The sequence below is a fragment of the Streptomyces sp. SS1-1 genome, from assembly GCF_008973465.1.
In the GTDB taxonomy this organism is placed as follows: domain Bacteria; phylum Actinomycetota; class Actinomycetes; order Streptomycetales; family Streptomycetaceae; genus Streptomyces.
The window spans coordinates 2657826-2682208 of sequence record NZ_WBXN01000004.1 but is presented as its reverse complement, the minus strand read 5'-3'; the positions used below and the strand labels follow the sequence as shown (position 1 = coordinate 2682208).

24 protein-coding genes and 2 tRNA genes are annotated in these 24383 nt (G+C 72.0%); 14 read left to right on the top strand and 12 right to left on the bottom strand.

Going from position 1 to position 24383, the window contains the following annotated elements; all coding sequences use genetic code 11:
• The first annotated feature begins 69 nt into the window (after positions 1-69).
• The 3 genes from F8R89_RS13395 (at position 70) to F8R89_RS13385 (ending at position 2200) form a co-directional block, all read left to right on the top strand.
• Positions 70-381 (top strand): DUF6412 domain-containing protein, encoded by a 312-nt coding sequence (locus tag F8R89_RS13395; protein ID WP_151784197.1) that lies wholly within the window; start codon positions 70-72, stop codon positions 379-381.
• A gap of 123 nt (positions 382-504) precedes the next feature.
• Complete coding sequence (locus tag F8R89_RS13390) at positions 505-1218, top strand: YidC/Oxa1 family membrane protein insertase (protein WP_151784196.1); 714 nt, start codon at positions 505-507, stop codon at positions 1216-1218.
• 124 nt (positions 1219-1342) lie between these two features.
• Entirely contained in the window at positions 1343-2200 is an 858-nt protein-coding gene (locus F8R89_RS13385) for a fumarylacetoacetate hydrolase family protein (protein WP_151784195.1), read from the top strand.
• Positions 2201-2246: 46 nt separating this feature from the next.
• On the opposite strand, the gene F8R89_RS13380 is transcribed toward F8R89_RS13385, so the two are convergent.
• Together F8R89_RS13380 and F8R89_RS13375 are read right to left on the bottom strand one after the other, a co-directional pair.
• Positions 2247-2753: a heme-degrading domain-containing protein gene (locus F8R89_RS13380; RefSeq protein ID WP_151784194.1), complete on the bottom strand. Its 507-nt coding sequence runs from the start codon at positions 2751-2753 to the stop codon at positions 2247-2249.
• On the bottom strand, positions 2750-3823 hold the full coding sequence (locus F8R89_RS13375; protein WP_151784193.1) for a Gfo/Idh/MocA family oxidoreductase: 1074 nt from the start codon (positions 3821-3823) through the stop codon (positions 2750-2752). Before F8R89_RS13375 ends, F8R89_RS13380 begins: the two co-directional genes overlap by 4 nt.
• A gap of 48 nt (positions 3824-3871) precedes the next feature.
• Between F8R89_RS13375 and F8R89_RS13370 the strand changes: the two genes are divergently transcribed.
• From F8R89_RS13370 to F8R89_RS13350, 6 genes are all read left to right on the top strand, one after another.
• Positions 3872-4990 carry an ROK family transcriptional regulator gene (locus F8R89_RS13370; RefSeq protein WP_151784192.1) on the top strand — a complete coding sequence of 373 codons (1119 nt, stop codon included), beginning with the start codon at positions 3872-3874 and terminating at the stop codon, positions 4988-4990.
• Positions 4991-5105: 115 nt separating this feature from the next.
• Positions 5106-5924, top strand: a complete 819-nt coding sequence (locus tag F8R89_RS13365; RefSeq protein ID WP_225994386.1) for a hypothetical protein — start codon at positions 5106-5108, stop codon at positions 5922-5924.
• A gap of 166 nt (positions 5925-6090) precedes the next feature.
• Positions 6091-6870, top strand: a complete 780-nt coding sequence (locus F8R89_RS13360; protein WP_151784190.1) for an HAD-IIA family hydrolase — start codon at positions 6091-6093, stop codon at positions 6868-6870.
• A gap of 104 nt (positions 6871-6974) precedes the next feature.
• Positions 6975-7535, top strand: coding sequence for a hypothetical protein (locus F8R89_RS36700; protein ID WP_225994385.1), 561 nt, complete (start codon positions 6975-6977; stop codon positions 7533-7535).
• Positions 7536-7537: 2 nt separating this feature from the next.
• A complete protein-coding gene (locus F8R89_RS36695; RefSeq protein WP_225994384.1) occupies positions 7538-8203 on the top strand; it encodes a class F sortase in 666 nt (221 codons plus the stop codon).
• 89 nt (positions 8204-8292) lie between these two features.
• The gene (locus F8R89_RS13350; protein WP_151784188.1) at positions 8293-9321 is read left to right on the top strand and encodes a glycoside hydrolase family 6 protein; all 1029 of its coding nucleotides are present in this window, start codon (positions 8293-8295) and stop codon (positions 9319-9321) included.
• Positions 9322-9390: 69 nt separating this feature from the next.
• Here the strand turns inward: F8R89_RS13350 and F8R89_RS13345 are convergent, their stop codons facing one another.
• From F8R89_RS13345 to F8R89_RS13335, 3 genes are all read right to left on the bottom strand, one after another.
• Entirely contained in the window at positions 9391-11328 is a 1938-nt protein-coding gene (locus F8R89_RS13345; protein ID WP_151784187.1) for a kelch motif-containing protein, read from the bottom strand.
• Positions 11325-13331, bottom strand: a complete 2007-nt coding sequence (locus F8R89_RS13340) for a glycosyltransferase family 2 protein (RefSeq protein ID WP_151784186.1) — start codon at positions 13329-13331, stop codon at positions 11325-11327. The genes F8R89_RS13345 and F8R89_RS13340 overlap by 4 nt, the downstream gene beginning before the upstream one ends.
• Before the next feature lie 443 nt (positions 13332-13774).
• Positions 13775-13848 (bottom strand) — tRNA-Lys (locus F8R89_RS13335).
• A gap of 207 nt (positions 13849-14055) precedes the next feature.
• Between F8R89_RS13335 and F8R89_RS13330 the strand changes: the two genes are divergently transcribed.
• The 4 genes from F8R89_RS13330 (at position 14056) to F8R89_RS13315 (ending at position 18010) form a co-directional block, all read left to right on the top strand.
• Positions 14056-15414, top strand: coding sequence for a peptidoglycan-binding protein (locus F8R89_RS13330; RefSeq protein WP_151784185.1), 1359 nt, complete (start codon positions 14056-14058; stop codon positions 15412-15414).
• 121 nt (positions 15415-15535) lie between these two features.
• Positions 15536-16675: an SPFH domain-containing protein gene (locus tag F8R89_RS13325; protein ID WP_151784184.1), complete on the top strand. Its 1140-nt coding sequence runs from the start codon at positions 15536-15538 to the stop codon at positions 16673-16675.
• 119 nt (positions 16676-16794) lie between these two features.
• Complete coding sequence (locus F8R89_RS13320) at positions 16795-17400, top strand: lytic polysaccharide monooxygenase (RefSeq protein WP_151784183.1); 606 nt, start codon at positions 16795-16797, stop codon at positions 17398-17400.
• Positions 17401-17494: 94 nt separating this feature from the next.
• Entirely contained in the window at positions 17495-18010 is a 516-nt protein-coding gene (locus F8R89_RS13315) for a DUF3592 domain-containing protein (RefSeq protein ID WP_225994383.1), read from the top strand.
• A gap of 215 nt (positions 18011-18225) precedes the next feature.
• Here the strand turns inward: F8R89_RS13315 and F8R89_RS13310 are convergent.
• The 6 genes from F8R89_RS13310 to ehuB all read right to left on the bottom strand — a co-directional run bounded on the left by F8R89_RS13310 (position 18226) and on the right by ehuB (position 22357).
• Positions 18226-18299, bottom strand: a tRNA-Lys gene (locus F8R89_RS13310).
• Positions 18300-18396: 97 nt separating this feature from the next.
• Entirely contained in the window at positions 18397-19155 is a 759-nt protein-coding gene (locus tag F8R89_RS13305) for an IclR family transcriptional regulator (protein ID WP_151784182.1), read from the bottom strand.
• A 170-nt stretch (positions 19156-19325) separates the two neighbouring features.
• Positions 19326-20117: an ectoine/hydroxyectoine ABC transporter ATP-binding protein EhuA gene (gene ehuA, locus F8R89_RS13300; protein WP_151784181.1), complete on the bottom strand. Its 792-nt coding sequence runs from the start codon at positions 20115-20117 to the stop codon at positions 19326-19328.
• Positions 20107-20757 carry an ectoine/hydroxyectoine ABC transporter permease subunit EhuD gene (ehuD, locus tag F8R89_RS13295; protein ID WP_151784180.1) on the bottom strand — a complete coding sequence of 217 codons (651 nt, stop codon included), beginning with the start codon at positions 20755-20757 and terminating at the stop codon, positions 20107-20109. Before ehuD ends, ehuA begins: the two co-directional genes overlap by 11 nt.
• A complete protein-coding gene (gene ehuC, locus F8R89_RS13290) occupies positions 20754-21455 on the bottom strand; it encodes an ectoine/hydroxyectoine ABC transporter permease subunit EhuC (protein ID WP_151784179.1) in 702 nt (233 codons plus the stop codon). The genes ehuD and ehuC overlap by 4 nt, the downstream gene beginning before the upstream one ends.
• Positions 21452-22357, bottom strand: a complete 906-nt coding sequence (gene ehuB, locus F8R89_RS13285) for an ectoine/hydroxyectoine ABC transporter substrate-binding protein EhuB (protein ID WP_151784178.1) — start codon at positions 22355-22357, stop codon at positions 21452-21454. Before ehuB ends, ehuC begins: the two co-directional genes overlap by 4 nt.
• Positions 22358-22454: 97 nt before the next feature.
• Here ehuB and F8R89_RS13280 point away from each other — a divergent pair, with 97 nt between their 5' ends.
• Positions 22455-22949 (top strand): DUF3830 family protein, encoded by a 495-nt coding sequence (locus F8R89_RS13280; protein WP_062665285.1) that lies wholly within the window; start codon positions 22455-22457, stop codon positions 22947-22949.
• Here the strand turns inward: F8R89_RS13280 and F8R89_RS13275 are convergent.
• Positions 22926-24359, bottom strand: a complete 1434-nt coding sequence (locus tag F8R89_RS13275; RefSeq protein ID WP_151784176.1) for an amidase — start codon at positions 24357-24359, stop codon at positions 22926-22928. The genes F8R89_RS13280 and F8R89_RS13275 overlap by 24 nt on opposite strands.
• Between the last annotated feature and the right edge of the window lie 24 nt (positions 24360-24383).

The following is a 24383-nucleotide window of genomic DNA, read 5'->3' as shown; positions in this document are numbered from 1 at the left end:
AGGACGCGTCCTGTATAAACGGACGTCAGGACCAGTGAGGCAGACGCCGGAACGCGAGGGGGGCAGCCGATGATCCGCACAGCGTCGCGGCTGCGGCCCGCCGCCCTGCTGGTGTTCCTCTTCCTGGAGATCGCGCTCCTCGACACGGGCAGCCTCTCCGCGACCGTCGCCCTCGCCGCCACCGCCGCCGCGAGCTCCGCGTTCGCCGCCTGCTCCCTCCTCGCCTCGCGCGCCGCCCCCACCGTGCCGCCCACGCACGTACGGACGGCCATCCGCGACCGCGCCCGGCGGACCGCCTTCCTGCCCCAACGCGACCCCGACGCCTCCGGCCGGCCCCGGCCCAGGGCACCCGGGCACGCCCTCCCGGCGACCACCGCGTAGGGCACGCACCCCTTCCGTCATTCCTGACCGTGTGACCCCACGCGGGTCGTCATGCCGCCATGCCGTCCCACCGACCGGCATCCATCCCACTCCGGCACGACGAGACCCACGGAGGGCTCACCCATGTCCGTCTTCGCCGACCTCGTGTCGCGCCTCGCCGACCTGCTCACCCCGCTGTTCGGCGCCACCGCGGCCGCCGCCGCGATCGTCCTGTTCACCGCGCTCGTACGGCTGCTCGTGCACCCCCTGTCCCGGGCCGCCGCGCGGGGCCAGAAGGCGCGCCAGGAACTCCAGCCGAAGATCGCCGAGCTGCGCAGGAAGCACGGCCGCAACCCCGAGCGGCTCCAGCAGGCCGTCGTGGAGCTGCACCGCGAGGAGAAGGTGTCCCCGCTCGCCGGCTGTCTGCCGGGCCTGTTCCAACTGCCCGCCTTCTTCCTGCTGTACCACCTGTTCTCCAACACGACGATCGGCGGGCACGCCAACGAGCTGCTGTCCCACCAGCTGCTGGCCGCGCCCCTCGGCGACCGCTGGGCCGACGCGCTCGGCGACGGGGGCGCCCTCGGCCCGGCCGGGCTCGTGTACCTCGCGCTGTTCCTGCTGGTCGCCGGCGTCGCCGTGTTCAACTACCGCCGTACGAAGCGGATGATGGCCGCCGACCCGGTGGCGCCCGTGGCCGACGGCCAGGCCGTGCCCGGCATGGGGGCGATGAGCAAGGTCATGCCGTTCATGTCCTTCTTCACCCTCGTCACCGTCGCCGTGGTGCCGCTGGCCGCCGCCCTCTACGTGGTGACCAGCACGACGTGGAGCGCCGTCGAACGCGCCGCCCTCTACCGCTGACGCCGAGCCCGGTCCAGTACGTGAACCGGGTCTTGCGGACTGCCCGTACAGCTTGGACGATCGACCAGTCCTCCGATGGCTGCACCCGTCGGCGGGCGCCCCACGATCGAGGGAGATTGTGACCATGAAGCTGCTGCGCGTCGGTACGGCCGGATCGGAGCGGCCCGCGCTGCTCGACGCCGAGGGGACCCTGCGGGACCTGTCGGGACTCGTCCCGGACATCGACGGACCGCTGCTCGCCGACCCCGAGGCGCTCGGCCGCGTCCGTGCCGCCGCCGGCACGGGCGAGCTGCCCGCGCTGGACCCGGAGGGGCTGCGGATCGGGCCGCCGCTCGGGCGGATCGGCAAGATCGTGTGCATCGGCCTCAACTACCACGACCACGCCCGCGAGACCGGCGCCGAGCCGCCGTCCGAGCCGGTCGTCTTCTTCAAGGCGCCGGACACCGTCGTCGGCCCCGACGACACCGTGCTGGTGCCGCGCGGCTCGGTCAAGACGGACTGGGAGGTCGAGCTCGCCGTCGTCATCGGCCGTACGGCCCGCTACCTGGAGTCCGCCGAGGAAGGGCTCGCGCATGTCGCCGGGTACGCGGTGGCGCACGACGTGTCCGAGCGGGAGTTCCAGATCGAGCGGGGCGGCACCTGGGACAAGGGCAAGAACTGCGAGACGTTCAACCCGCTGGGCCCCTGGCTGGTGACGGCCGACGAGGTGCCCGACCCGCAGGACCTCGCGCTGCGGCTGTGGGTCAACGGCGAGCTGAAGCAGGACGGCACGACGGCCGAGCAGATCTTCCCGGTGGGGGAGGTCGTGCGGTACGTCAGCCACTTCATGACCCTTTACCCCGGTGACGTCATCAACACGGGGACGCCGGCCGGGGTCGCCCTCGGCCGCCCCGAGCCGAAGCCGTACCTGCGGGCCGGGGACGTCGTGGAGCTGGAGATCGAGGGGCTCGGCCGGCAGCGGCAGGAGTTCCAGCAGGCGTGAGCGGCGGGACCGCGTGGCCGCTCGGGTCACGCGGTCCCGGCATCCGCTACGGCTTCGCCAGGAAGCTCTCCAGCGCCTCCACCACCATCCGGTGGTCCGCCAGCTGCGGCAGACCGCTCACCGTGACCGCGCCGACGACCCCGACGCCCTCCACGGTGACCGGGAACGAGCCGCCGTGGGCCGCGTAGACGTCGGGATCGAGCCGCGAGGACTCCTCGAACGTCGTGCCCTTGGCGCGGAACCGGGCGCCCACCAGGTAGGACGAGGAGCCGTAGCGCTCCACGACCCGGCGCTTGCGGGCGATCCAGGCGTCGTTGTCGGGCGTGGAACCCGCCAGCGCCGCGTGGAACAGCTGCTGCCCGCTACGGTGGATGTCGATCGCGACCGGCGCCTGGCGCTCCCGGGCCAGCTCCACCAGCAGGGAGCCCAGCGCCCAGGCGTCCTCGTACGTGAACCGCGGGAACACCAGGCGCCGCTCCTGGGCCTCCAGCTCCTCCAGCGAGGGCGTGAGCTCGGGCTGGAACTTCGGGGTCGGTCCGCTCGTGTGCGTCACAGGGTCACCGTCACTCCGTCACGGGCGGAGCGTCGCGCCGCCTCCAGGACGTCCAGGGCGGCGGCCGCCTCCAGGGCGGTCACCGGGTTGGGGCCGCCGTCGCGCAGGGCCGCCGCGACGGCCGCGTAGTAGGCGGGGTAGTCGCCCGGCAGGGTCGGGACGGCGCTGCCGCCGCCCGTGAGCGGGGACTCGCCGGCGCCGAGCCGCCCGTACAGCTCCTCGGGTTCGGTGCCCCAGTCCGCCTCGTCGCCGGGCCGCCGTCCCTCGCGCAGCGCCGCCTCCTGCGGGTCCAGGCCGTGCTTGACGTACCCGGCCTTCGAGCCGAGCACCCGGAAGCGGGGGCCGAGCTGGGCGGCCGTGGCGGAGACGTACAGATGGGAGCGGACGCCGTTCGCGTGGGTCAGGGCGAGGAACGTGTCGTCGTCGGTCTCGGCGCCGGCGCGGCGGACGACCGCCTCGGCGTACACCTGGGTGACCGGGCCGAAGAGGACGAGGGCCTGGTCGACGACATGGCTGCCGAGGTCGTAGAGCAGACCTCCGATCTCCGCGGGGTCGCCGGACTCCCGCCAGCCGCCCTTGGTCTGCGGGCGCCAGCGCTCGAAGCGGGACTCGAAGCGCCAGACGTCGCCCAGCTCGCCGTCGTCGAGGAGCCGGCGCAGGGTGAGGAAGTCGTTGTCCCAGCGGCGGTTCTGGAAGACCGACAGCAGCAGGCCGCGCTCCTCGGCCAGGGCCGCCAGCTCGCGCGCCTCGGCCGCCGTGCCGGCCAGCGGCTTGTCCACGACGACGGGCAGGCCGGCCTTCAGGGCGGCGGTGGCGAGCGGGACGTGCGTCTTGTTCGGGGACGCGACGACGAGCAGGTCGAGGTCGCCGGCGCGGGCGAGCAGGTCGTCCGGCGAGGCGGCGACGCGTACGTCCGGGTGCTCGGCGCGGGCCTGCCGCTGCCGCTCGGGGTTCGAGGTGACCACCGTGTCGAGGGCGAGCCCCTCGGTGGTGGCGATCAGCGGGGCGTGGAAGACGGAGCCGGCCAGGCCGTAGCCGACGAGGCCCACACGGAGAGGAGCAGTACTCATACGCCCCACTTTCGCAACGCTGTTGCCAAAGTGCAAGCGCCGGGGACAATGGGAGGCGTGAACAGGACGGAAGGCGGGGCCGGCGGGGTGAACCTGGGCGCCCTGCGCAGCCACAACACCGCGCTCGTGCTCGATCTGCTGCGCACGGCCGGCCCCGGCGGCATCAGCCGCCTCGAACTCGCCGAGCGCACCGGGCTCACCCCGCAGGCGGTCAGCAAGATCACGGCCCGGCTGCGGGAGGACGGCCTCGCCGCGGAGGCGGGCCGCCGGGCCTCCACCGGCGGCAAGCCCAGGACCGTGCTGCGGCTGGTCCCCGAGGCCGGGCACGCGGTGGGCGTGCACCTCGACCGGGACGAGCTGACGACCGTGCTCTGCGACCTCACCGGCACCGTCGTCGCCCGGCGCCGCGCCGCCCTGCACCTCGGCTCCGGCGCGGACACGGTCGTCGACCGGCTCGTGACCGAGGTGACGGCCCTGGTGTCCGGGGCCGCCCGGCCGGGCCCGGTGCTCGGCGTCGGCGTGGCGCTGCCCGGCCCGCTCGACCACCGGCGCGGCGTCCTGCACCGCGTCACCGGCTTCCCCGAGTGGAACGGCTTCCCGCTGCGCAGCGTGCTGCTGCGGCGTCTGTCGCTGCCCGTCGTCGTGGACAAGGACACCAACGCCGCCGCCCTCGCCCTCGCCGTCGGCCCCGCGGAGACGGCCGGCGCCTCCTTCGCCTATCTGCACTTCGGGGCGGGTCTCGGCGGCGGGCTCGTCATCGGCGGGACCGTGCACCGGGGCACCCGCACCGGCGCCGGCGAGTTCGGGCACCAGGTGGTCCAGCTCGACGGCCCGCCCTGCGGATGCGGCAACCGCGGCTGTGTCGAGGCCCTGTGCCTGGCCGCCGTCGCCCGGGGCGACACGGCGGAGGCGGCCCGGGTGCTCGGCACCGCCGCCGGCAACCTGGTCGCCCTGCTCGACGTCGACCTCGTCCTGCTCGGCGGGCGCACGGTCGCCGCCGCACCGGACACCTACGTCGACGGGGTCGCCGCCGTCCTCGACGCCCGCGCCCGGCGCGCCGGCGAGGAGACGGTCCCCGTCCGGCTGGCCCCCGGCGCCGGCGACGGCGTGGCCGAGGGGGCGGCGCAGCTGCTGCTCGCGCCGCTGTTCGGACGGGCCGAGGGGTGACCCGGGCGGGCCGCCTCCGGCCGGGTGGCGGTCCTGCGCCGATCGGGCGGTCGTGGGCGGCCGTACGGGACGGCGTCGCCCGAAAGGCCCTCCGGACCGGCATGGTCATGTGTTCATGCGACCGCACACACCCGTAGCCCTCTGCCTCGCGGCAGCCGCCCTCGTCGCCGTCGCACCCCCGGTGAGCGCGGAACCCGCCGCACCCCGCTGCGCCGGCGACGGCGGCGCCTTCCCGCTGGCCACCCGGCTGCACGGCGGGCCGAAGACGTACACGGCGGGCGGCGGATTCGGCACCTGGTACCTGGACCTGAGAAACCGGACCGGACGCACCTGCACCGGCATCCACCCCGTCGTCGTTCTCGTCGACGACAAGCGCAGCCTCACCGCGTCCCAGCCGCGCCTGGAGTTCTACCCGGGCGGCGAGGACGACCGGCCCCGGCCCGTCCGCTTCGAGACCACCGACCAGGACGAGCTCGTCGGAGCCTTCGACGGCTTCCCCGGCTTCACGGTCGGCCCCCGCGAGACGGTCAGCGTGAAGGTCCGGCTCGCCCTGACCTCCGACGCCGTCCCCAACGAGGTCACCGCCAACGCGGCCGTCGTCCAGCGCCACGACGGCGACGGCGACTGGGTCGGCCAGTCCGGCGACTACCGGTTCACCATCGAGGCGGCTCCGACGGACGAGGACGCCCCGTCCGGCACCCCGGCCCCGGACGGCACCGACGGTCCGAGCGACCCCGCCGAACGGGACGCCTCGGGCGTGCCCGCCGACCCGGACGCCTCCCCGTCCCCCGGCGCGACCCCGCGCGAGCGGCTCACCCTCGCCGACGAACTGGCCCGCACCGGCCTCACGTCCCCGCCCGGCGTCACCTTCACCACCACCCTGGCCCTGCTGCTCGCCGGAGCCACCCTCCTGATCGCCCGCAAGCGCCGCTGAGCCGACGGCAGCCCTTGGGCACGCGGCACGGGTCTTCCCCCGGCGGCGGCCCGTCACGGATGATCTCCGGGTCGGGGCCGGCCTGACTAGGCTGGAGGCGCCGGTACGGCGTGGTTCCGGCGTCCGCAGCCCGTCTCCGCACGCAGGCCAGGAGAGTCGCATCACCATGGCAGACCGCAAGCCCATCGAGTCCTGGCTCACCGACATGGACGGTGTGCTCATCCACGAGGGCGTCCCCATCCCCGGCGCCGACGCCTTCATCACGAAGCTCCGCGAATCCGGCAGGCCCTTCCTCGTCCTCACCAACAACTCGATCTACACCCCGCGCGACCTGCACGCCCGCCTGAACCGCATGGGCCTGCACGTCCCGCTGGAGAACATCTGGACCTCGGCCCTGGCCACCGCCCAGTTCCTGGACGACCAGCGGCCCGGCGGCTCGGCGTACGTCATCGGCGAGGCGGGCCTGACCACCGCGCTGCACGACATCGGGTACATCCTCACCGACCACGAGCCGGACTACGTCGTCCTCGGCGAGACCCGCACCTACTCCTTCGAGGCCATGACCAAGGCGGTCCGGCTCATCAACGCCGGCGCCCGCTTCATCTGCACCAACCCCGACGAGACCGGCCCCTCCGCCGAAGGGCCGCTGCCGGCGACCGGCGCTGTCGCCGCGCTGATCACCAAGGCCACCGGCAGGCAGCCGTACTTCGCGGGCAAGCCCAACCCGCTGATGATGCGGACCGGTCTGAACGCCATCGGCGCCCACTCCGAGACCAGCGCCATGATCGGCGACCGGATGGACACCGACGTCCTCGCCGGCATGGAGGCCGGGATGCAGACGTTCCTGGTGCTCACCGGCCTGACCCGACCCGAGCAGGTGGAGCACTTCCCGTACCGGCCGTCCCAGGTCGTCGACTCCATCGCGGACCTCGTCGAGCGGATCTGAAACTCCGTACGGGCCTGATCCGACCCGGATGGAGCAATGCGGGCCCCGCCCAGGATGCGGGGCCCGCCTCCGCGGGGGAGCCTCCCTGTATCTGGAGGTTCACGATGGGATCACTGCGCGTCACCCTGAGTGCTGTCGCCGCCCTGGGGGCGGTGAGCGCCGTCCCGGCGGCCCACGCGGCGGACGGGGGTGTCACGGTCGGCCCGTCGACCGCCGCCCCCGGCGACGACGTCGCCCTTCGGGTGAGCGGATGCCCCGGCCGGACCGCCACCGCCGCCTCCGAGGCGTTCGTCGCCGACGCCCGGCTGACCGTCGGCGAGGACGGCGCCCTCGGCGGGGAGAGCCGGGTCCGCTCCACGGCGAAGGACGGCGGCTACGACGTACGGGTCCAGTGCGGCGACACCACCCGCACGGGCTCCGTCACCGTCGCCCGCCACGCGGCCGGGCCGTCCGGCACCCAGCGGCACGGGGCCCCGCCCTCGCCCGCCGCCAGCCCGACCGCCCCCGTCCGGGCCGGTGGCGGCGGCGCCACCCGCCTGGCCATGGTCGACGCCCGCGAGGCCGGACCCGGCACCGCGCACACCGTGACGGGGCTGGTCCTCGCCGGTGTCGCCGCGACCGCCGTGGCGCTGCGCAGCGCCCGCCGGAGCCGGCGCCCCCGCTGACCGTGACCGGGCGCGAACGCACCGGCCTCGGGGGCCGCCTGATCACCGGCACCGTCTGGGTGGCGCTGCTGCTCGGGCTGTGGCTGTGGGGCTGGGAGGTCACCGACGTCCGCCCGCACCCGTCCGCCCCGCCCGCCGCGGGCACGCTGATCCCCGCCGGCCCGCCCCCCGCCGTACGGCTGCCTCCCGCCGTGCGGCCCCTGGCCGACGCCCTGCCGCAGCGGGTCGAGATCCCGGCCCTCGGCGTCCGCGCCCCCGTCGTCGCCCGCGGCCTGGACGCGCACGGCGCCGTCGACCCGCCCCCGTACCGGCAGGCGGCCGCCGTCGGCTGGTACGCGGCCGGCCCGGCCCCCGGAGCCGAGGGAGCCGCGCTGATGGTCGGGCACACCGACACCGAGACCCGCCCGGCCGTCTTCCACCGGCTCACCGCGCTCAGGCCGGGCGCCCGCGTCCGGGTGCTGCGGGCCGGCGGCAAGGTCGCCGAGTTCACCGTGGACGAGGTCCGCACGGTCGAACGCGACGGGTTCGACGCCGGGTGGGTGTACGGCCCGCACCGCCCCGGCCGGGCGGAACTGCGCCTGATCACCTGCGCCGGCACCTTCGACCGGGCCACCCGGACGTACTCCGCCAACCTGGTCGTCTCCGCGTATCTCACCGGCCGCGGATAGCGCCGGCGAGGGGCTCGCGGACCTCGCGTGGCCCGCCACCGGGTATGTCAGGATTGAGCCTCGGAAGAGTGCACCCGAGGGGGAGCTGGATGTACCAGAAGAGGGGGGCCTGGGGGGTCGCTCGTGCGCGCGCGTCGGCCGTGCTGCTGGGGGCGGCACTGCTGATCGCGGGATGTTCCTCCGGGGACGGCGACACACCGGACGGCGAGAACGCCGCCGGGATCAGCCAACAGCCCAAGGACAGGAACCCGTTCTGGGTGAACCCGGACGGGAACGCGGCCGAGCAGGTGGCCGCGTACGAGAAGGATGGGAAGAAGGGGGACGCCGAGCAGATCCGCAAGATCGCGGAGCAGCCCACCGGCGAGTGGATCGGTCCGGAGAACCCGGAGGACGAGGCGCGCGGCTACACCGAGGCCGCCGCCAAGGCGGACCGGACCGCGCTGCTGGTCCTCTACAACATCCCGCACCGCGACTGCGGTCAGTACTCGCAGGGCGGCGCCGCCGACGGCGACACCTACCGCGAGTGGATCGACGGGGTGGCCAAGGGCATCGGTGACCGGGGGGCCACGATCGTCCTGGAGCCGGACGCCGTGCTGCACCTGGTGGACGGCTGCACCCCGGACGAGTTCCACGAGGAGCGCTACGACCTCCTCAAGGGCGCCATCGGCAAGCTCAAGTCGCTGAAGAACACGAAGGTCTACCTGGACGCCGGAAACGCCGGCTGGGGGCACCCGGACCAGATCTTCGAGCCGCTGAAGTGGGCGGGCGTCGACCAGGCCGACGGCTTCGCGGTGAACGTGTCGAACTTCTACACGACCAAGGACTCCATCGCGTACGGCAAGCAGCTCTCCACCCGCGTGGGCGGGAAGCCGTTCGTCGTGGACACCAGCCGCAACGGCAACGGCCCCTACACGGGCGGCGACCCGAACGAGCGCTGGTGCAACCCGCCGGGCCGCGCGCTGGGCGAGACCCCGACGACGAAGACGCCGGACCCGCTGGTCGACGCGTTCGTCTGGGTCAAGCGCCCCGGCGAGTCGGACGGCGAGTGCAAGGGCGGCCCGAAGGCCGGCCAGTGGTGGGCGAAGTACGCGCTCGGACTGGCCCGGGCCAGCAAGTGACCCGCTGAACGCGACGGCCCCGCACCTCCGAAGAGGTGCGGGGCCGTCGTCCGTGCGGCCACGGGAGAGCTACGGCACCCGGACCCACTGCGCCGTGGACGGCGTGCCCTGGTCGTCCGTCACGAAGAGCATGTACCAGCCCGACGGCACCAGGTTCCGGTTCGTCGGCACGGTCACCGTGAGCTTGTCGCCCGACGCCTGGAAGTCCAGCTTCACCGACCGCTGGTCCACGTCCGTGACGTGCGTGGACGCGCTCGGCCGCATCAGCCGTACGTTCTTCACGGCCGAGGCGTGCTGCGAGGTGAACGTGCCCGTCCCGCCGCGCTTGATGGTCTGCGGACCGCCCGACAGCGACGGCCGCGCGTCCCGGTACAGATACGGCGGCGTGTAGATCTCGATGCGCTGCTCGAACTTGCCCGGCTTGGTGTTGGCCTTGTCGGCGTAGAGCGAGTCCGAGCCGAAGAACATCACGCGGCCGTCGGGCAGCAGGATCGACCCCGAGTGGTAGTTGCGGCCCACGAGCGGGTCGGCGACCCGGTCGAGCTCCTTGGCGCCCGGCCGGTACAGGTGCGCCTGGAGGATGTTGGAGTCGCCGCGGCCCCGGTAGTCCTCCGAACCGCCCGACACCAGCACGGAGTCGTCGGGCAGCACCGAGGTCTGCGGGTAGCGCGTGCCCTTCTCCAGCGACGGCCCGTCCACGAACTTCGGGTCGTCGTCCTTCAGGTCGATCAGCCGGGTCTTCTCGCTGGACTCCGCGGACTCGCCGACGCCACCGCCGCCGATCACCATGTACTTCTCGTCCTGCGCCGGCGGCAGCAGCACCGTGCCGGACGTCTCCATCAGGTTCGCGTCGCTCAGGCCGGGCAGCTTGGTGAACTTGTTGGTGTCCACGTCCCAGACGCCCGGGTCACGGCCCACGTCGTCGGGGCCGTAGCCGGCGTTCGAACCCGAGTAGAAGATCTTGCCGTTCTGCAGCGGGAACAGCGCCGGGTACGTCGGGAACTGCCGGGTCTTGTCGAGGTACGTCCACTTCTTGGTCTTCGGGTCGTACACCTCGTTCTTGCCCGGTACGAGCTGCCCGATGTCGTCGAGGCCGGAGACGCTGAGGATCTTGCCGTCGCCCAGGGTGGTGAGCGTCGGGTACCAGCGGGCCTCGTGCATCGGGTCGACCTTGATGTACTTCTCGGCGACCGGGTCGAACTCGTAGGCGTCCCGGATGCCCTGGAAGTCCTTCTTGTCGAGGGCGAGCTTCTGCGCGATGCCGTAGGTGTTGCGCGCGTCGACTCCCGACAGGCCCTGGATGCGGTAGTTGTCCTGGGTGCCCGTCTCGTACTTGGTGCCCTGCTTCTGCGCCTCGACGTAGATCCGGCCGAGACCGGGGTCGTTGCGCAGGAACTCGCCGGTGACCTCGTCGAACACCTTCTTGGCGCGCGGCACCAGCACCGGGTCCTTGGAGACGAACGTCTTGCCGTTCTCCTTGCCGGTGAACTTGGTGCCCGCGGGCAGCGTGATCGGCTTGTCCGGGTTCTCGTTGTGGACGATCATCAGGCCGCCGGCCTTGGTGACGTCACCCTTGAGCTTCTCGTACCGCTTGGTGCCGCCCGCGATCAGCAGGTTGCCGTTGGACAGCTGGGTGTGGCCGGTGCAGAACAGGTCGTTCGGCGTCGGCACCTTCTTGATGGTGCCCTTGACCGGGTCCCAGATCCGGGTGTCGTACTGCTTCGCGTCGAAGTTGTCCTGGTTGTTGCCCGAGCCGGCGATGAGCAGCACCTTGCCGGTGTGCAGGAGCGCCGCGTGGATCGTGTTCTGGCGGTACTCCTCGGGAAACTCGACGATCTCCCACTTGCCGTTCGCGGCTTTGTACTCGGGTCTGTTGATCTGGTACTGGTGGTATTTCTCGGTGCCGACGCGATAGAGCCACGGCCCGTTCATTCCGGCCAGCGCGAGCACCACCGCCGTGCCTATCGCGAGTCGACGGGCGCGGCGGCGGCCTGCACGGTCCTTCATTCCTTACGTCCCCCAAGTCCACCAAGGGCGATCTGCATCGTCTGGTCGTTGCCGCCACCGCCCTGCGCGGCCCAGGTCGGCTTCTGCTGACCGTGGGGCGCGTGCGGGGTGGCGTGCGACGGCAGCGGCTGCGGCTGGTACGGCACCGCCGGGCCGGCTGCCGGCGCCGCGTCCTGCTGCCCGCTCCCGGCGGGCCGGGCAGCGTGCGCGGCGGGCTTCTTCTTCTCCTGCCGCAGCATGTAGCGCCAGGCGAAGATCGGCGTCGCGGTGATCAGCATGGCGAACGTCGCCCAGATGATCATCGCCGGGTGGGAGTGTCCGTAGACGAATCCCGCCGTGATCGAGGCGCCGAAGATCGCGATGAAGTACCAGTGGTACCGGAACGTGCCGAACCAGCGGTCGGGGCTCGCGGAGTCGCCCTTGGGCGTGACCACGAACTTGCTCTTCTTGCGCAGCACCGAGTCGATCAGGGCCTTCGCGTACAGCGGCGCCGACAGCGCGGACATCACCATGCCGGCCACACCGCCGGAACCCTCCGGCTCGTGCGGCGAGACGTTGTGGCGGCGGTTCCAGACGTACAGGCCGATCTGGAGGGCCGAGGCGTTGCCGTACAGCATCAGCCAGATCGTGGGGTCGATGTTCACACCCGAGGCGCCCAGGCCCAGGAACAGCGCGCAGCTCAGCGCGGCCAGGATCCAGTTCAGAGCCGACATCGGGTAGAAGATGATCATCATCGTGTAGTTGAAGAGCTTGCTCGGCGGCAGCGAGTACCAGCCCTTCCAGTACTGCTTGAGGATCGTCTCGTACGTCCCTCGCGACCAGCGCATCTGCTGGGTGAAGAAGTCCGTCCAGGCGCTCGGGCCCTCACCGACGGCCAGCACGTCCGGGGTGTAGACCGAGCGCCACTTGCGGCCCGTGGCCGGGTTCTTGTGGCGGTGGATCTCGAAGCCGGTCGCCATGTCCTCGGTGATCGAGTCGTACAGGCCGCCGATCTGCTTCAGCGCCTTGATGCGTACGGCGTTCGACGTGCCCACGAACATCGGCGCGCCGTACTTGTTGCCCGCGCGCTGGATGAGGGCGTGGAAGAGGAACTGCTGGGACTCGGCGGCCTTGGTGACGAAGTTGTCGTAGTTGCCGTAGACCTGCGGGCCGATGACGAAGCCGACGTCCGGGTCGCGGAAGAAGCCCAGCATCCGCTCCAGGTAGTTGGGCAGCGGCACGTGGTCGGTGTCGACGGAGGCGAAGAAGTCGTAGTCGTCGCCGTGCGCGTCGAGCCAGGCGTTGTAGTTGCCGTGCTTGGTCTTGGCGCGGTGCGGGCCCTTGGCCTGGTTCCACTTGGCGATGCCCTTGCGGGAGAAGTGGCGCACACCGAGGCGGGCGCACACCTCCTTGACCTCCGGGTCGTCGCCCTCGTCGAGCAGCCAGACGTGCATCAGACCCCGGTGGCGCAGCTTGACGGCCGCCTCCAGGGTCTTCGTCACCATCTCCAGCGGCTCCTTGCCGGGCACGAAGGAGGTGAGGAAGGCGACTCTCGTGCCGGTCTCCGGCACCACCGGGATCGGGTCGCGGGCGACCAGCGTGGCGTGCGCGTTGGAGAGCACGTTCATGCAGCGGAAGAACTCGATCAGGCCGATCGAGACGAGCATCACGATGTCGAGCGCCGGCAGCCAGTCGAAGGCCGGGTAGTCGCGCTCGGTCCAGTGCTCGGGCTGCAGCAGCCAGAAGAGCAGGACCAGCGAGAGCACCGGGGCCGCGGCCAGCATCAGGGCGACCCGGATGCGGTGCGGCTCCTGCGAGATCAGCGAGCGGTACTGGACCCGGTACGGCTTGTTCGGGTCGGGCTGGGTGAGGGGACCGGCCAGCCGGCTGTAGTGCTCGTAGTCGTACTTCGGCAGCGTCTTCTTTATCCGGCGAAAGGCCCCGGTCCGGTGGGTCGGCACCCTCAACTGGGTGGTCTGTGACGGGTCGAAGTCCCGCCGGGCGCCCGTCGGCGTCGACGTCATGAGTCATCCCCCCACACGCAGGTCACCGCGTGTCTGTCGGTTCCGTTTACGACTGTGCCGATCCCCCTCGACCTTCACAGGCGTATCAGTGGCGGGCCGCGGTCACCACATCTTCCACACGTTAGACATGGAAACGCGACCTTCCGGTTGCATCATGCCCCCCTCGGCATGCGGTCGTGAAACGGGGCCCCCTGCTCCCCGGAAAACCGGCAACCGGCTCCTTGCCCCCCAACTGCCGCGTATGCGCAGCATCGTGAAAAACCCCACCCCAGGGTTCTACGCGGGTCCGCATGATCGCAAGACGCGAAACGCGGTGTTTACCGGTCATACGCGCTCATTGTGGCAGCTGTGGAGGTCCCGTGTGGCCGTCGTCGACAGATGGGCACAGGGGTGCCGGAACGCCGGAAGCCCCTCGCTCGCGCGAGGGGCTTCCGGACCGTCTGTGCGCCGCCAGGGACTCGAACCCCGGACCCGCTGATTAAGAGTCAGCTGCTCTAACCAACTGAGCTAGCGGCGCCTGCTGACGTCGTCACTCTACATGACCTTCGCCGGTGCTCCCGACCACCCGCCGCGGGGCGCCGGGGCCGGGGGAGGGGTTCCGGGAGGGCTCCGAGGGGGGTCTTTAAACCATTCGGACCGTCAACATGCGGGTCACGGCGACAGTTGGGAAACTGTCGAGGTGCACAGCCGAGGAATGTTCCGTCTGGAGTGTGGAGGGAATCGCATGGAAACTCGGACTCCGGTGTTCGAGGAATTCGATCCGGCGAGTGACTGCGACTGCCCGGGATGCGTCCACTGGCGGCGCGTCCTGCCGCATTCCACGACCGGTCGCCACCCGGCGGCCTACCGGGCCCTGGTGCTCGCCGCCGCCGCGTCCAGCGCGCTCGCCGCCGCGCACACGGCCGCGGCGGCCGCCCCCCAGGCCCCGGACCGGCCGGGCGTCCCCGCAGGTGACGAGCCCAGCACCCCACAGGGCCGCCAGGCCCCGCTGCACGGCCCCGGCGGGGTGGCCGCCGCCCCGGCCGCCGTGACGGAGACCCCCGCCACCACCCGGACGGAGATCATCAACCGGGCGAAGAAATGGGTCGCGGCGAAGGTGCCGTACAGCATGTCGAAATTCTGGTCGGACGGATACCGGCAGGACTGTTCCGGATTCGTCTCCATGGCCTGGAGCCTGCCCGGCAACGAATGGACCGGAAGCCTCGCCCAGTACGGCGTCCGTATCAAGAAGGAGGATCTCCAGCCCGGCGACATTCTGCTGTTCCACAATCCGGCGGACCCCCAGAAGGGTTCCCACGTCGTGATCTTCGGCGGCTGGACGGACCACACGCACTCCTCCTACGTCGCCTACGAGTCGGCGCCCCCGCACGCGCGCCGCCAGACCACCCCGTACGCCTACTGGAGCCACTCCGACCGCTATGTCGCCTACCGCTACAAGGGGCTGGTGAAGGGCACGGCCGGAGCGCAGCCCGAGACCGCCGGGCCGGAACAGCCGAAGCCCCCGCAGCAGCCGGCGGGTCCGCAGCGGCCTGCCGAACCGGCGAGCGCGCAGCCCTACCCGGGGCGGGCCTACTTCGGCCCCGGCGCCCACAACAAGCACGTCACCCGGCTGGGCCGCATGCTCGTCGAACGCGGCGCCGGCCGGTACTACACCTCGGGCCCCGGCCCGCGCTGGACGGACGCCGACCGCCGTGCGACCCAGGCGTTCCAGCGGGCGCAGGGCTGGCGGGGCCAGGACGCGGACGGACTCCCCGGCCCGGCGACCTGGAAGCTGCTGGTCACCGGCAAGGGCAAGGACGTCCAGGGCGGGACGGGCGCACCGGAGCAGCCCGCCTCGCACGGGGTGCCCGGCTATCCGGGGCGGGCCGCGTTCCGGCCGGGCGCGGAGAACGCGTATGTCACGCGGCTCGGCGAGCAGCTGGTGAAGAAAGGGTTCGGCAGTTCCTACAGGTCCGGTCCGGGGCCGCGCTGGAGCGAGGCCGACCGGCGTGCCGTCGAGGCATTCCAGCGCGCCCAGGGCTGGCGGGGCGGCGCGGCGGACGGCTACCCGGGGCCCGAGACCTGGCGGCGGTTGTTCGCGTAGCCGACCCGGCGCGCGAAGACGCGCGCACCCCCTGGGGGCGGTCCGGGCGCGGGGTGCGCGCGCCGGGCGCCGCACCCTCATCTCCCTGTGACGCATCTGGCGCGGAGGCTGGAGGCAACGCATGACCACGACCACGTCCCACACCCCGGAGCCCGACGGGCTCGACGGGCTCGACGGGCCGGCCGAGCCGCCCGTGCGGCCCGCACGGCTGATCCAGAACGAGTCGACCACCGAGATCCCCGTCCATCTGCTCTTCCGTGACGAGGCGGACCCGGTGCCGGTGCCGCTGCGCCCGACGGTGGTGGCCCGCCGGCAGGGCACGGGGGAGCAGCCCCGGGTGCGCCGGCCGGTGCAGCCGAAGCCCCGGCCCGACCTCCGGGTCGACCCCGAGCTGGTGGAGCGGCCCGCCCGGGTGCTGCCGGGCGCGGTCGGCCTGATCGCCGGGATGTGCGCGGCGGCCGGGGCGCTGGCCACCTCGTGGTGGGCGGGGGTGCTGCCCGCGGCGGCCGCGCACGCGCTGGGGCTGCCGGCGGTGGCCGGTGCCGGGCTCGGACCGGCGCAGTGGGCGGCGTACACCGGCGCGGGGGCGCTCGGCCTGTTCGGCTTCGGCGGGCTGGCGCGCGGGCGGACCGGCGGTGCCTGGGTGCTGGGGCTGTTCGGCCGCTACCGGGGGACCGTGCGGCGGACCGGTCTGCTGTGGGTCAACCCGCTGCTGCTGCGCCGCCGCGTCGACGTACGGCTGCGGCACTGGCGCAGCGAGCCGATGCAGGCGGCCGACGGCAGCGGGGTCGCGCTGCGGGCGGTCGTGCTGGTGGTGTGGCGGGTGCGGGACACCGCGCGGGCCACGCTCGCGGTCGAGGACCACGAGGGGTACCTGCGCGAGTGCGTGGAGGCGGCGCTGGCGCGGGTGCCGGTGGAGATGCCGGGTGCGTCCCGGGGCGCGGTGGAGGCGTCGGGGGACGCGCTGACCCGGCTGGTGGTGCGGGACGCCGGGGCGGTGGGGCTGGAGGTGTTCTCGGTACGGCCGCTGCGGGTGGAGTACGCCCCCGAGGTGGCCGCCGCCATGAACCGGCGCCGGATCGCGGTGCTGGACGCCCAGAACCGGGCGACCGTGCTGACCTCGGTCGTGGACTCGGTGGAGGACACGGTGACCCGGCTGACCACGCGGGGTCTGGTCGACCTGGACGACTACGAGCGCAAGGCGCTGGTGAAGGACCTGACGGTGGCGTTCTGCTCGGGGCGGGGGGAGACGGCGGGCTGACGGTATGTCGAACAGAGTCCGCTATTGGTATGGACATGTTCAACCGTCAGCAATAATCTGGGACTTGGTCTAGACCTGCAAGCTCACCGAACCTCCCCCACGTTCCCAGGAGCAGCAGCATGCGCAGAAGGACCAAGCTGTACGCCGCCGCGCTCGGACTCACCACGGCCGGAGCCCTCGCCCTGTCCACACAGGGCGCGAGCGGGCACGGGTACACCGACCTCCCCGTCAGCCGCCAGAAGCTCTGCCAGAACGGCACCGTCGCCAACTGCGGGTCCATCCAGTGGGAGCCGCAGAGCGTCGAGGGCCCGAAGGGCTTCCCCGGCGGCGGACCGGCCGACGGGCAGATCTGCAACGGCGGACTCGGCCAGTTCGGCCAGCTCAGCGCGCCGAGGACGCCGTCCGGGGCCGCCTGGCCCACCACCCGGGTTACCGGTGGTCAGAACTACACGTTCCGCTGGCAGTTCACGGCCATGCACGCCACGACCGACTTCCGGTACTACGTCACCAAGCAGGGCTGGAACCAGGACCACAACCTGTCCCGCTCCGACCTCAACCTCACGCCGTTCTTCACGGTCCCGTACAACGGCCAGCGCCCGCCGTCCACGCTCTCGCACAGCGGGCGGCTGCCGACCGGGCTCAGCGGCCACCACGTGATCCTCGCGGTGTGGACGATCGCGGACACCGGCAACGCGTTCTACGCGTGCTCGGACGTCACGTTCTGAGGTTCCCTTGAGTCAGGGTCCCGGCCGGCGTGGGTAGGTTCCTGCCACGCCGGCCGTTCGAGGCCGGCGCCGCTGACCACGGGGGACCATCATCATGGACGCACTTTTCTACGTCGTGCCCTGCCTCGTCCTGGGCGTCGCGCTCTTCATCGGCTTCCGCCTGACGCGGCGCGCATGGCAGATCCGCGCCGCCTGGAACAGCGGGCTGACGGCCGAGGGCCGCTGTCTGCGGACGTTCACGACCACGCACGGCGGCGGGGGCGAGACCTCGGTGCACACGACGCTGCACCACGTGTACGAGTTCACCGCGCGCGACGGCCGCGTCGTCCGCTTCGAGGAGGAGGACGGCCCGGCGACGACGGTGGTCGGGGACTTCGTCACCGTCCACTACACGGAGGGCGCCAGGATCGCGGCCACGGCCCGCAGGCCCGGCCGCGTCCGCCTGGCGGCCTCCACCCTCGGCGTCCTGGCCGTCCTGGCCGTGATCGCCGTGACCTGCGTCACCTTCCTGGTCTCGTACCAGAGCATGTCGTCGGAGTTCGGCTTCGGCGAGGACACGGGCGACGCGGGCGACACGGTGGTCGTGGACGGGGTGACGATGACGCCGTGAGCTTCGGGGGGGGGCTTTCCGACGCAAGTCGAAGGGCCCCCCGCTCCCACGAGAGGCCCTTCCGGTGTGCGCCGCCAGGGACTCGAACCCCGGACCCGCTGATGCTGTGTCTTCCCGGGGGGCGACCCCCGGACCCCCGGCAGTGTCCGCAGCCGACCGGGGTGGGTGGGTACAAGTCGAAGGGCCCCCCGCTCCCACGAGAGGCCCTTCCGGTGTGCGCCGCCAGGGACTCGAACCCCGGACCCGCTGATTAAGAGTCAGCTGCTCTAACCAACTGAGCTAGCGGCGCATGACTCACGCCGACCGCGTTCTCACTGCTCTCGCGGCTGGCGACGAAGAAAATAATACCCGGTTCTCGGGGGTGCTTCCGACCAACCACCCGGCGCCTAGATCGCCAGGGACAGGAGGACCGGGGCCGCGTTGCGGTTGAGGGTGTCCGCCGCCTGGCGGAGGCGGTGGGCGTGGCGGACCGGGAGCGACAGGGCCAGGCAGCCTACGGAGGAGCCGGCCGTGATCGGTACCGCCGCGCAGACCGTGCCCACCGCGTACTCCTGCAGGTCCAGGTGGGGGACCGTCGGCGGCTGGGACTCCAGGCGGGACAGCAGCACCTTGTCGCTGGTGATCGTGCGCGAGGTGAGCCGGGCCATCTTGTGCCGGGAGAGATGGTCGCGCCGGCCGTTGTGGTCGAGCTGCCCGAGCAGGCTCTTGCCGATCGCCGTGGCGTGCGCCGAGTAGCGGAAGTCGACCCACTCGTTCACCACGGGGGTGGCCGGACCGGCGGCGAACTGGTCGATCCGGATCTCCCCGTCCACGTACCGGCTGACGTAGATCGCCGCGCCGACCGAGTCGCGCAGCCGGTCCAGGGTGCGCTGCAGGTTCTCCCGCAGCGCCCGCGCCCGGCTCTCCGCGGAGCCGAGGCGGGCCAGCGCCTCCCCGGCGACGTACGCCCCGTCGGTCACCTGCTCGACGTACCCCTCCCGGCGCAGCATCCGCAGGAGGCCGGTCAGGCGCTCCCGGCCGATGCCCGTGTGCCGGGCGAGCTCCGTGCCGGTGACTCCGGTGCCGTGCCGGACCACGGTCTCCAGGACGCGCAGGGCGTCCTGTGCCGAGTGGTACGGCGTCGTCGGCTCGTGCTGCAGCGCCACGGTCCCCCCTGCGGTCGCACATTGCTTCCCGATGCGGGTTCTGGTCAGCCGGTCCCCTTCACGATAGTGGCCAAGGGGGCCGTGGCGAGCGGTCGTTGACGAGATTCCGGCCCCCTCAACTGCGGCATCGGCACTCTGGCACATGCCACCGTCATGGGACCGGAACGACGTCACAGGACAGCGCCGAGGAACTCCCGGGTGCGCTCGTTCTCGGGGTCGTTGAAGATCTTCTCGGGGCTGCCGGACTCGATCACCCGCCCGGAGTCGAACATCAGGACCTGGTCGGAGATGTCCCGGGCGAAGTTCATCTCGTGCGTCACACAGAGCATGGTGATGTCCGTGCTGCGCGCGATGTCCCGCAGCACGTCGAGGACGCCCGCGACCAGCTCCGGGTCCAGGGCCGAGGTGACCTCGTCCAGCAGCAGCACCTGCGGGCGCATCGCCAGCGCCCGTGCGATCGCCACCCGCTGCTGCTGCCCGCCGGACAGCTGCGTCGGGCGGGCGTCGCACTTGTCGCTCAGGCCCACCATCTCCAGCAGCTCCCGGGCGCGCACCTCCGCCTCGTCCTTCGACATGCCGAGGACGGTGACCGGGGCCTCGGTGATGTTCCGCAGCACGCTCATGTTGGGGAACAGGTTGAACTGCTGGAAGACCATGCCGATCTTCTTGCGGATCTCCCGGACCTGCTTGTCGCCGGCCGGGTACAGCTGGTCCCCGTCGACGGTGATCCGGCCCTCGTCCGGCTTCAGCAGGGTCATCAGCAGCCGCAGGATCGTGGTCTTGCCCGATCCGGACGGGCCGATGAGGGTGACGTGCTTGCCGGCGTCGACCGAGAAGTCCAGGTTGTCCAGGACCGTGTGGTCCCCGAACCGCTTGGTGACCCGCTCCAGCCGGATCAGCTCACCGGTCGCGCGCGGGGTCTCGGGCTTCTCTTCGAACGGGGCGTGGGTGTCAGTGGACAAGGCGTCGCTCCAGGGCTCGCAGGGCAAGGGAGGCCAGGTAGGAGATGACGATGAAGGCAACGCCGATCACCGTCAGGGGCTCGGTGAACTGGAAGTTCTGCTGGGCGAACAGCCGTGCCTCGCCCAGCATCTCCAGCACGGTGATCGCCATCAGCAGAGGCGTGTCCTTCAGCATCGAGATGACGTAGTTGCCGAGCGCGGGCACCACCCGGCGGACGGCCTGCGGAAGGATCACCACGGTCCACGTCCGGCGCAGCGGCAGGTTCAGCGCCGTCGCCGCCTCCCACTGGCCCACCGGCACGGCGTCGATACCGGCCCGGTAGACCTGCATGGTGTACGTCGAGTAGTGCAGCCCGATGGCGAAGACGCCGGTGGTCAGCGCCGAGGCGGTGATCCCCCACTCGGGCAGCACGTAGAAGAGGAAGAACAGCTGCACCAGCAGCGGGGTGTTGCGGACGAACTCGGTGACCACGCCCACCGGCCAGGTCACCCAGCGCGTCGGCACCCGCATCAGCAGCGCCCACACCAGTCCCAGCGCGAACGAGATCAGCGAGCCCAGGACCAGGATCTGCAGGGTGACCAGCAGCCCGTCCCAGAAGTACGGCATGAAGTCGGAGACGGCGCTCCAGTCCCACTTCACGAGACACCACTTCCCTCGGGCACGCGCACGGCGGCGGTCTCCTTCTTCGGCGCCTTGCCGACCCCGGCCTTCAGCCGCTTCTCCAGGCCGCGCATCATCCGGGTCAGAGCGAAGGCGATCACGAAGTAGATGAGCAGGATGTACGTGTAGATCTCCGCGCTCTCCTGGAGCGCCAGACGCACCAGGTTGCCGCTGAACGCCAGGTCGCCCATGCCCATGATCGACACGAGCGCGGTGCCCTTCAGCAGCTCCACGAGCAGGTTGGAGAACGGCGGGATCATCTCCGGCACGGCCTGCGGCAGCAGGATGAGCCGCATCCGCTGCCAGGGCGTGAAGCTGAGCGCGATCCCGCCCTCACGCTGGGCCGGGTCGACCGCGGCGAGGGCGCCGCGCACGATCTCCGAGCCGTACGCGCCGTAGGTCAGGCCGAGGGCGAGCGTGCCCGCCCACAGCGGCACGAGCTGCCAGCCGAAGGCCGGCGGCAGCACGAAGAACACCCAGAAGATCATCACCAGCGCCGAGGTCCCGCGGAACACCTCGGTGTAGAAGCCCGCCAGGAAGCGGACGGCCTTCAGCCGGTGGGTGCGCGCGACGCCGACCACGAACGACACGGCGGTCGCCAGCAGCGCGCTGAGGACGAGCAGCTGGATCGTGACCCAGACGCCCTTCAGTACGAGTTCCCAGAGTCCCGAGGTCATCCGCCGCACAGCTCCTTCGCGGTCAGATCCGTCATCTCGTCCTCGGTGAAGCCGAAGGGCTTGAGGATGCGGAGCAGTTCGCCGCTCTTCTTGAGCTCGGCCAGTTCGCGGTTGAAGGCGTCCCGGAGCCGGGTCTCGGTGGGCCGGAACGCGAACGCGCCGCCGTCGACGTGCGGTTGCCCGTCCACGAGCGGCTTGAAGGGTTCCGTGGACTCCGCCTTGGAGGACTTCTTCACCACCTCGCGGGTGGTCAGCGCGGTCCCGGCGAAGACGTCGACCCGGCCGGCCTCGACGGCGTTCAGGCCGGCGACCTGGTCGGGCACGATCAGGATGTCGCTCTCCTTGTACCCGGCCTCGACGGCGTACGCGATCTCCGCGTACCCGGTGCCGGTGGCGAACTTCGCCTTCTTCTCGACGACGTCCTTGTAGTCGCGCAGGCCCAACGGGTTGCCCTTGCGCACGATGAAGGCGTCGAGCATCTGGTAGTCGGGGTCGGAGAAGATGACCTGCTCGCAGCGCTCGGGGTTCACGTACATCCCGGCCGCGACGACGTCGAACTGCTGGGAGTTCAGGCCGGGTATGAGCGAGCCGAACTCGGTGGGGACCGGCTGGACCCGGTCGACGCCCAGCCGTTTGAAGATGACCTTGGCCAACTGCGGTGCCTCGCCGGTCAGTTCGCCGTTCTTGTCGATGAATCCGAAGGGTATCTCGCCGGCTATGCCGAGCCGGACCACGCCCGCCGCACGCAGCCGTTCGAGCAGGTCACCGCCGTCCTTCGTCGACGCCGTGGCCACGCGCGAGCAGCCCGCGGCCCCCAGCACACCGAGCGCCGCCACCCCCGCGAGCAGCGACCGGCGTGTGGTCCCTGAGGTGTCTCTGTCGTTCCCATTAGGTGGAGCCATGGCGGCGCGGCTACCCGAAGCGATGCGAGTTATTCCGGCCAGTTTCGGCCCCGTTCGGCGGTCGGGTGGTCTTGACCGGCGCGGGACCATGGGGGGCATGGCCGACCGATATCTCGAGATCTCCCTGGTCGAGCGCGGAATCAGCTGCACGGCCCGACTCCTCGACGACCGGGCGCCGCTCACCTGCGAAGCCGTCTGGAAATCCCTTCCGCTGTCCGGCGACGTCTATCACGCCAAATACGCCCGCAACGAGATCTATGCCCTTTTCCCGCCCTTCGCGGAAACCGAGCCACCGCTGGAGAATCCGACCGTCACGCCTATTCCGGGCGACCTGTGCTATTTCTCCTTCGCCGGCGCCGAACTCGGCACCTCCGCCTACGGCTACGACCGGGAGGTCCGTCCCGGCACGACCGTGGTGGACCTGGCCCTCTTCTACGAGCGCAACAACCTGCTCCTCAACGGGGACGTCGGCTGGGTGCCCGGCATCGTCTGGGGCCAGGTCGTGGACGGTCTGGAGGCGATGGCCGACGGCTGCAACGACCTGTGGCGCACCGGGGCCGCCGGTGAGTCACTGCGCTTCCGCAGGCTCTGACCCGCCGGGCGCGGACGGCGGCGCGGGCACCCCGGCCGCGCCCGCCTCGTACAGCGCGTGCGCCGCGCGCAGCACCAGGTCGTCCCGGTGCCGGGCGGCCACCAGTTGCAGTCCCACGGGCAGTCCGTCGGCGTCGGTGCCGACCGGGACCGTCGCGGCGGGCTGCTGCGTCATGTTGAACGGGTAGGTGAACGGCGTCCACCCGGTCCACCGCCGGTGCCCGGACCCCTTCGGCACCTCCGCGCCCGCCTCGAACGCCGTGATCGGCAGGGTGGGCGTGACCAGCAGGTCGTACGACGTGTGGAAGCGGCCCATCCGGCGGCCCAGGTCCCGGCGGACGTCCACGGCGGCCAGGTACTCCAGCGCGCTGTGCCGGGCGCCGAGGGCGCAGATCTCCCGCAGCCCGGGGTCCAGGAGGGCGCGTTCGGCCGGTCCGAGGCGCTGGACGACCCGGGCCGCCCCGGAGAACCACAGGGTGTGGAACGCCTCCACGGGATCGGTGAGGTCGGGGTCGCGCTCCTCGACGTACGCCCCGAGGTGCGCCAGCCGTTCCACCGCCCGCCGGACCGCCGTCGCCACCGCGGGACGCACCGCGACCTGGCCGCCCAGGGTCGGCGAGTAGGCGATCCGCAGCCCCCGCACCCCGCCCGCCAGGGCGGCCGCGAAGGGGCCGGGCGCGGGCGGGAGCGCCGTCCCGTCCCGGGGGTCGGGCACACCGATCACGTCGAGCAGCAGCGCCGCGTCCGCCGCGTCCCGGGTCATCGGGCCGACGTGCGCGAGCGAGCCGAAGGCGCTCGCCGGGTACAGCGGGACCCGCCCGTACGTCGGCTTCAGCGCGAACACACCGCAGAACGCGGCCGGGATACGGACGCTGCCGCCGCCGTCGGTGCCCAGGGCGAGCGGTCCCGCGCCCAGCGCCACGGCGGCGGCGGCGCCCCCGCTGGAGCCGCCCGCCGTACGGGACAGGTCGTAGGGGTTGCGGGTGACGCCGGACAGCGGCGAGTCGGTGACGCCCTTCCAACCGAACTCGGGCGTCGTCGTCTTGCCGAGGAACACGGCGCCCTGCTCGCGCAGCCGCGCCACCGACGGCGCGTCCTCGTCCCAGCGGCCCCGCTCGGGGACGGTCCGGGAGCCGCGCAGCGTCGGCGTGCCCCGCGTCAGCAGGATGTCCTTCACCGTGACCGGCACCCCGTCGAGCGGCCCGGCCGGTGTGCCGTCCCGCCACCGCCGCGCCGACTCGGCGGCCCGCGCCAGGGCCTCCTCGGCCGTCAGCCGGACGAACGCGTTGACCCGTGGCCGGCTCCGCTCGGCCCGTTCCAGCGCGGCACGGGTCGCGTCGACCGGGTCGAACCGCCCGGTGCGGTATCCGTCGAGGAGTTGTACGGCGGTCAGTCCGGCGAGTTCCGTCATGCGCCCTCCAGGCCCGTGTCCGTG

What these genes read in the sequence shown, in the direction of transcription:
- F8R89_RS13395 (WP_151784197.1), top strand. Translation starts at nt 70, where the DNA reads ATGATCCGCACAGCGTCGCGGCTGCGGCCCGCCGCCCTGCTGGTGTTC.
- F8R89_RS13390 (WP_151784196.1), top strand. Translation starts at nt 505, where the DNA reads ATGTCCGTCTTCGCCGACCTCGTGTCGCGCCTCGCCGACCTGCTCACC.
- F8R89_RS13385 (WP_151784195.1), top strand. Translation starts at nt 1,343, where the DNA reads ATGAAGCTGCTGCGCGTCGGTACGGCCGGATCGGAGCGGCCCGCGCTG.
- F8R89_RS13375 (WP_151784193.1), bottom strand. Translation starts at nt 3,823, where the DNA reads ATGAGTACTGCTCCTCTCCGTGTGGGCCTCGTCGGCTACGGCCTGGCC.
- F8R89_RS13370 (WP_151784192.1), top strand. Translation starts at nt 3,872, where the DNA reads ATGGGAGGCGTGAACAGGACGGAAGGCGGGGCCGGCGGGGTGAACCTG.
- F8R89_RS13365 (WP_225994386.1), top strand. Translation starts at nt 5,106, where the DNA reads ATGCGACCGCACACACCCGTAGCCCTCTGCCTCGCGGCAGCCGCCCTC.
- F8R89_RS13360 (WP_151784190.1), top strand. Translation starts at nt 6,091, where the DNA reads ATGGCAGACCGCAAGCCCATCGAGTCCTGGCTCACCGACATGGACGGT.
- F8R89_RS36700 (WP_225994385.1), top strand. Translation starts at nt 6,975, where the DNA reads ATGGGATCACTGCGCGTCACCCTGAGTGCTGTCGCCGCCCTGGGGGCG.
- F8R89_RS13350 (WP_151784188.1), top strand. Translation starts at nt 8,293, where the DNA reads ATGTACCAGAAGAGGGGGGCCTGGGGGGTCGCTCGTGCGCGCGCGTCG.
- F8R89_RS13345 (WP_151784187.1), bottom strand. Translation starts at nt 11,328, where the DNA reads ATGAAGGACCGTGCAGGCCGCCGCCGCGCCCGTCGACTCGCGATAGGC.
- F8R89_RS13340 (WP_151784186.1), bottom strand. Translation starts at nt 13,331, where the DNA reads ATGACGTCGACGCCGACGGGCGCCCGGCGGGACTTCGACCCGTCACAG.
- F8R89_RS13330 (WP_151784185.1), top strand. Translation starts at nt 14,056, where the DNA reads ATGGAAACTCGGACTCCGGTGTTCGAGGAATTCGATCCGGCGAGTGAC.
- F8R89_RS13325 (WP_151784184.1), top strand. Translation starts at nt 15,536, where the DNA reads ATGACCACGACCACGTCCCACACCCCGGAGCCCGACGGGCTCGACGGG.
- F8R89_RS13320 (WP_151784183.1), top strand. Translation starts at nt 16,795, where the DNA reads ATGCGCAGAAGGACCAAGCTGTACGCCGCCGCGCTCGGACTCACCACG.
- F8R89_RS13315 (WP_225994383.1), top strand. Translation starts at nt 17,495, where the DNA reads ATGGACGCACTTTTCTACGTCGTGCCCTGCCTCGTCCTGGGCGTCGCG.
- ehuC (WP_151784179.1), bottom strand. Translation starts at nt 21,455, where the DNA reads ATGACCTCGGGACTCTGGGAACTCGTACTGAAGGGCGTCTGGGTCACG.
- ehuB (WP_151784178.1), bottom strand. Translation starts at nt 22,357, where the DNA reads ATGGCTCCACCTAATGGGAACGACAGAGACACCTCAGGGACCACACGC.
- F8R89_RS13280 (WP_062665285.1), top strand. Translation starts at nt 22,455, where the DNA reads ATGGCCGACCGATATCTCGAGATCTCCCTGGTCGAGCGCGGAATCAGC.
- F8R89_RS13275 (WP_151784176.1), bottom strand. Translation starts at nt 24,359, where the DNA reads ATGACGGAACTCGCCGGACTGACCGCCGTACAACTCCTCGACGGATAC.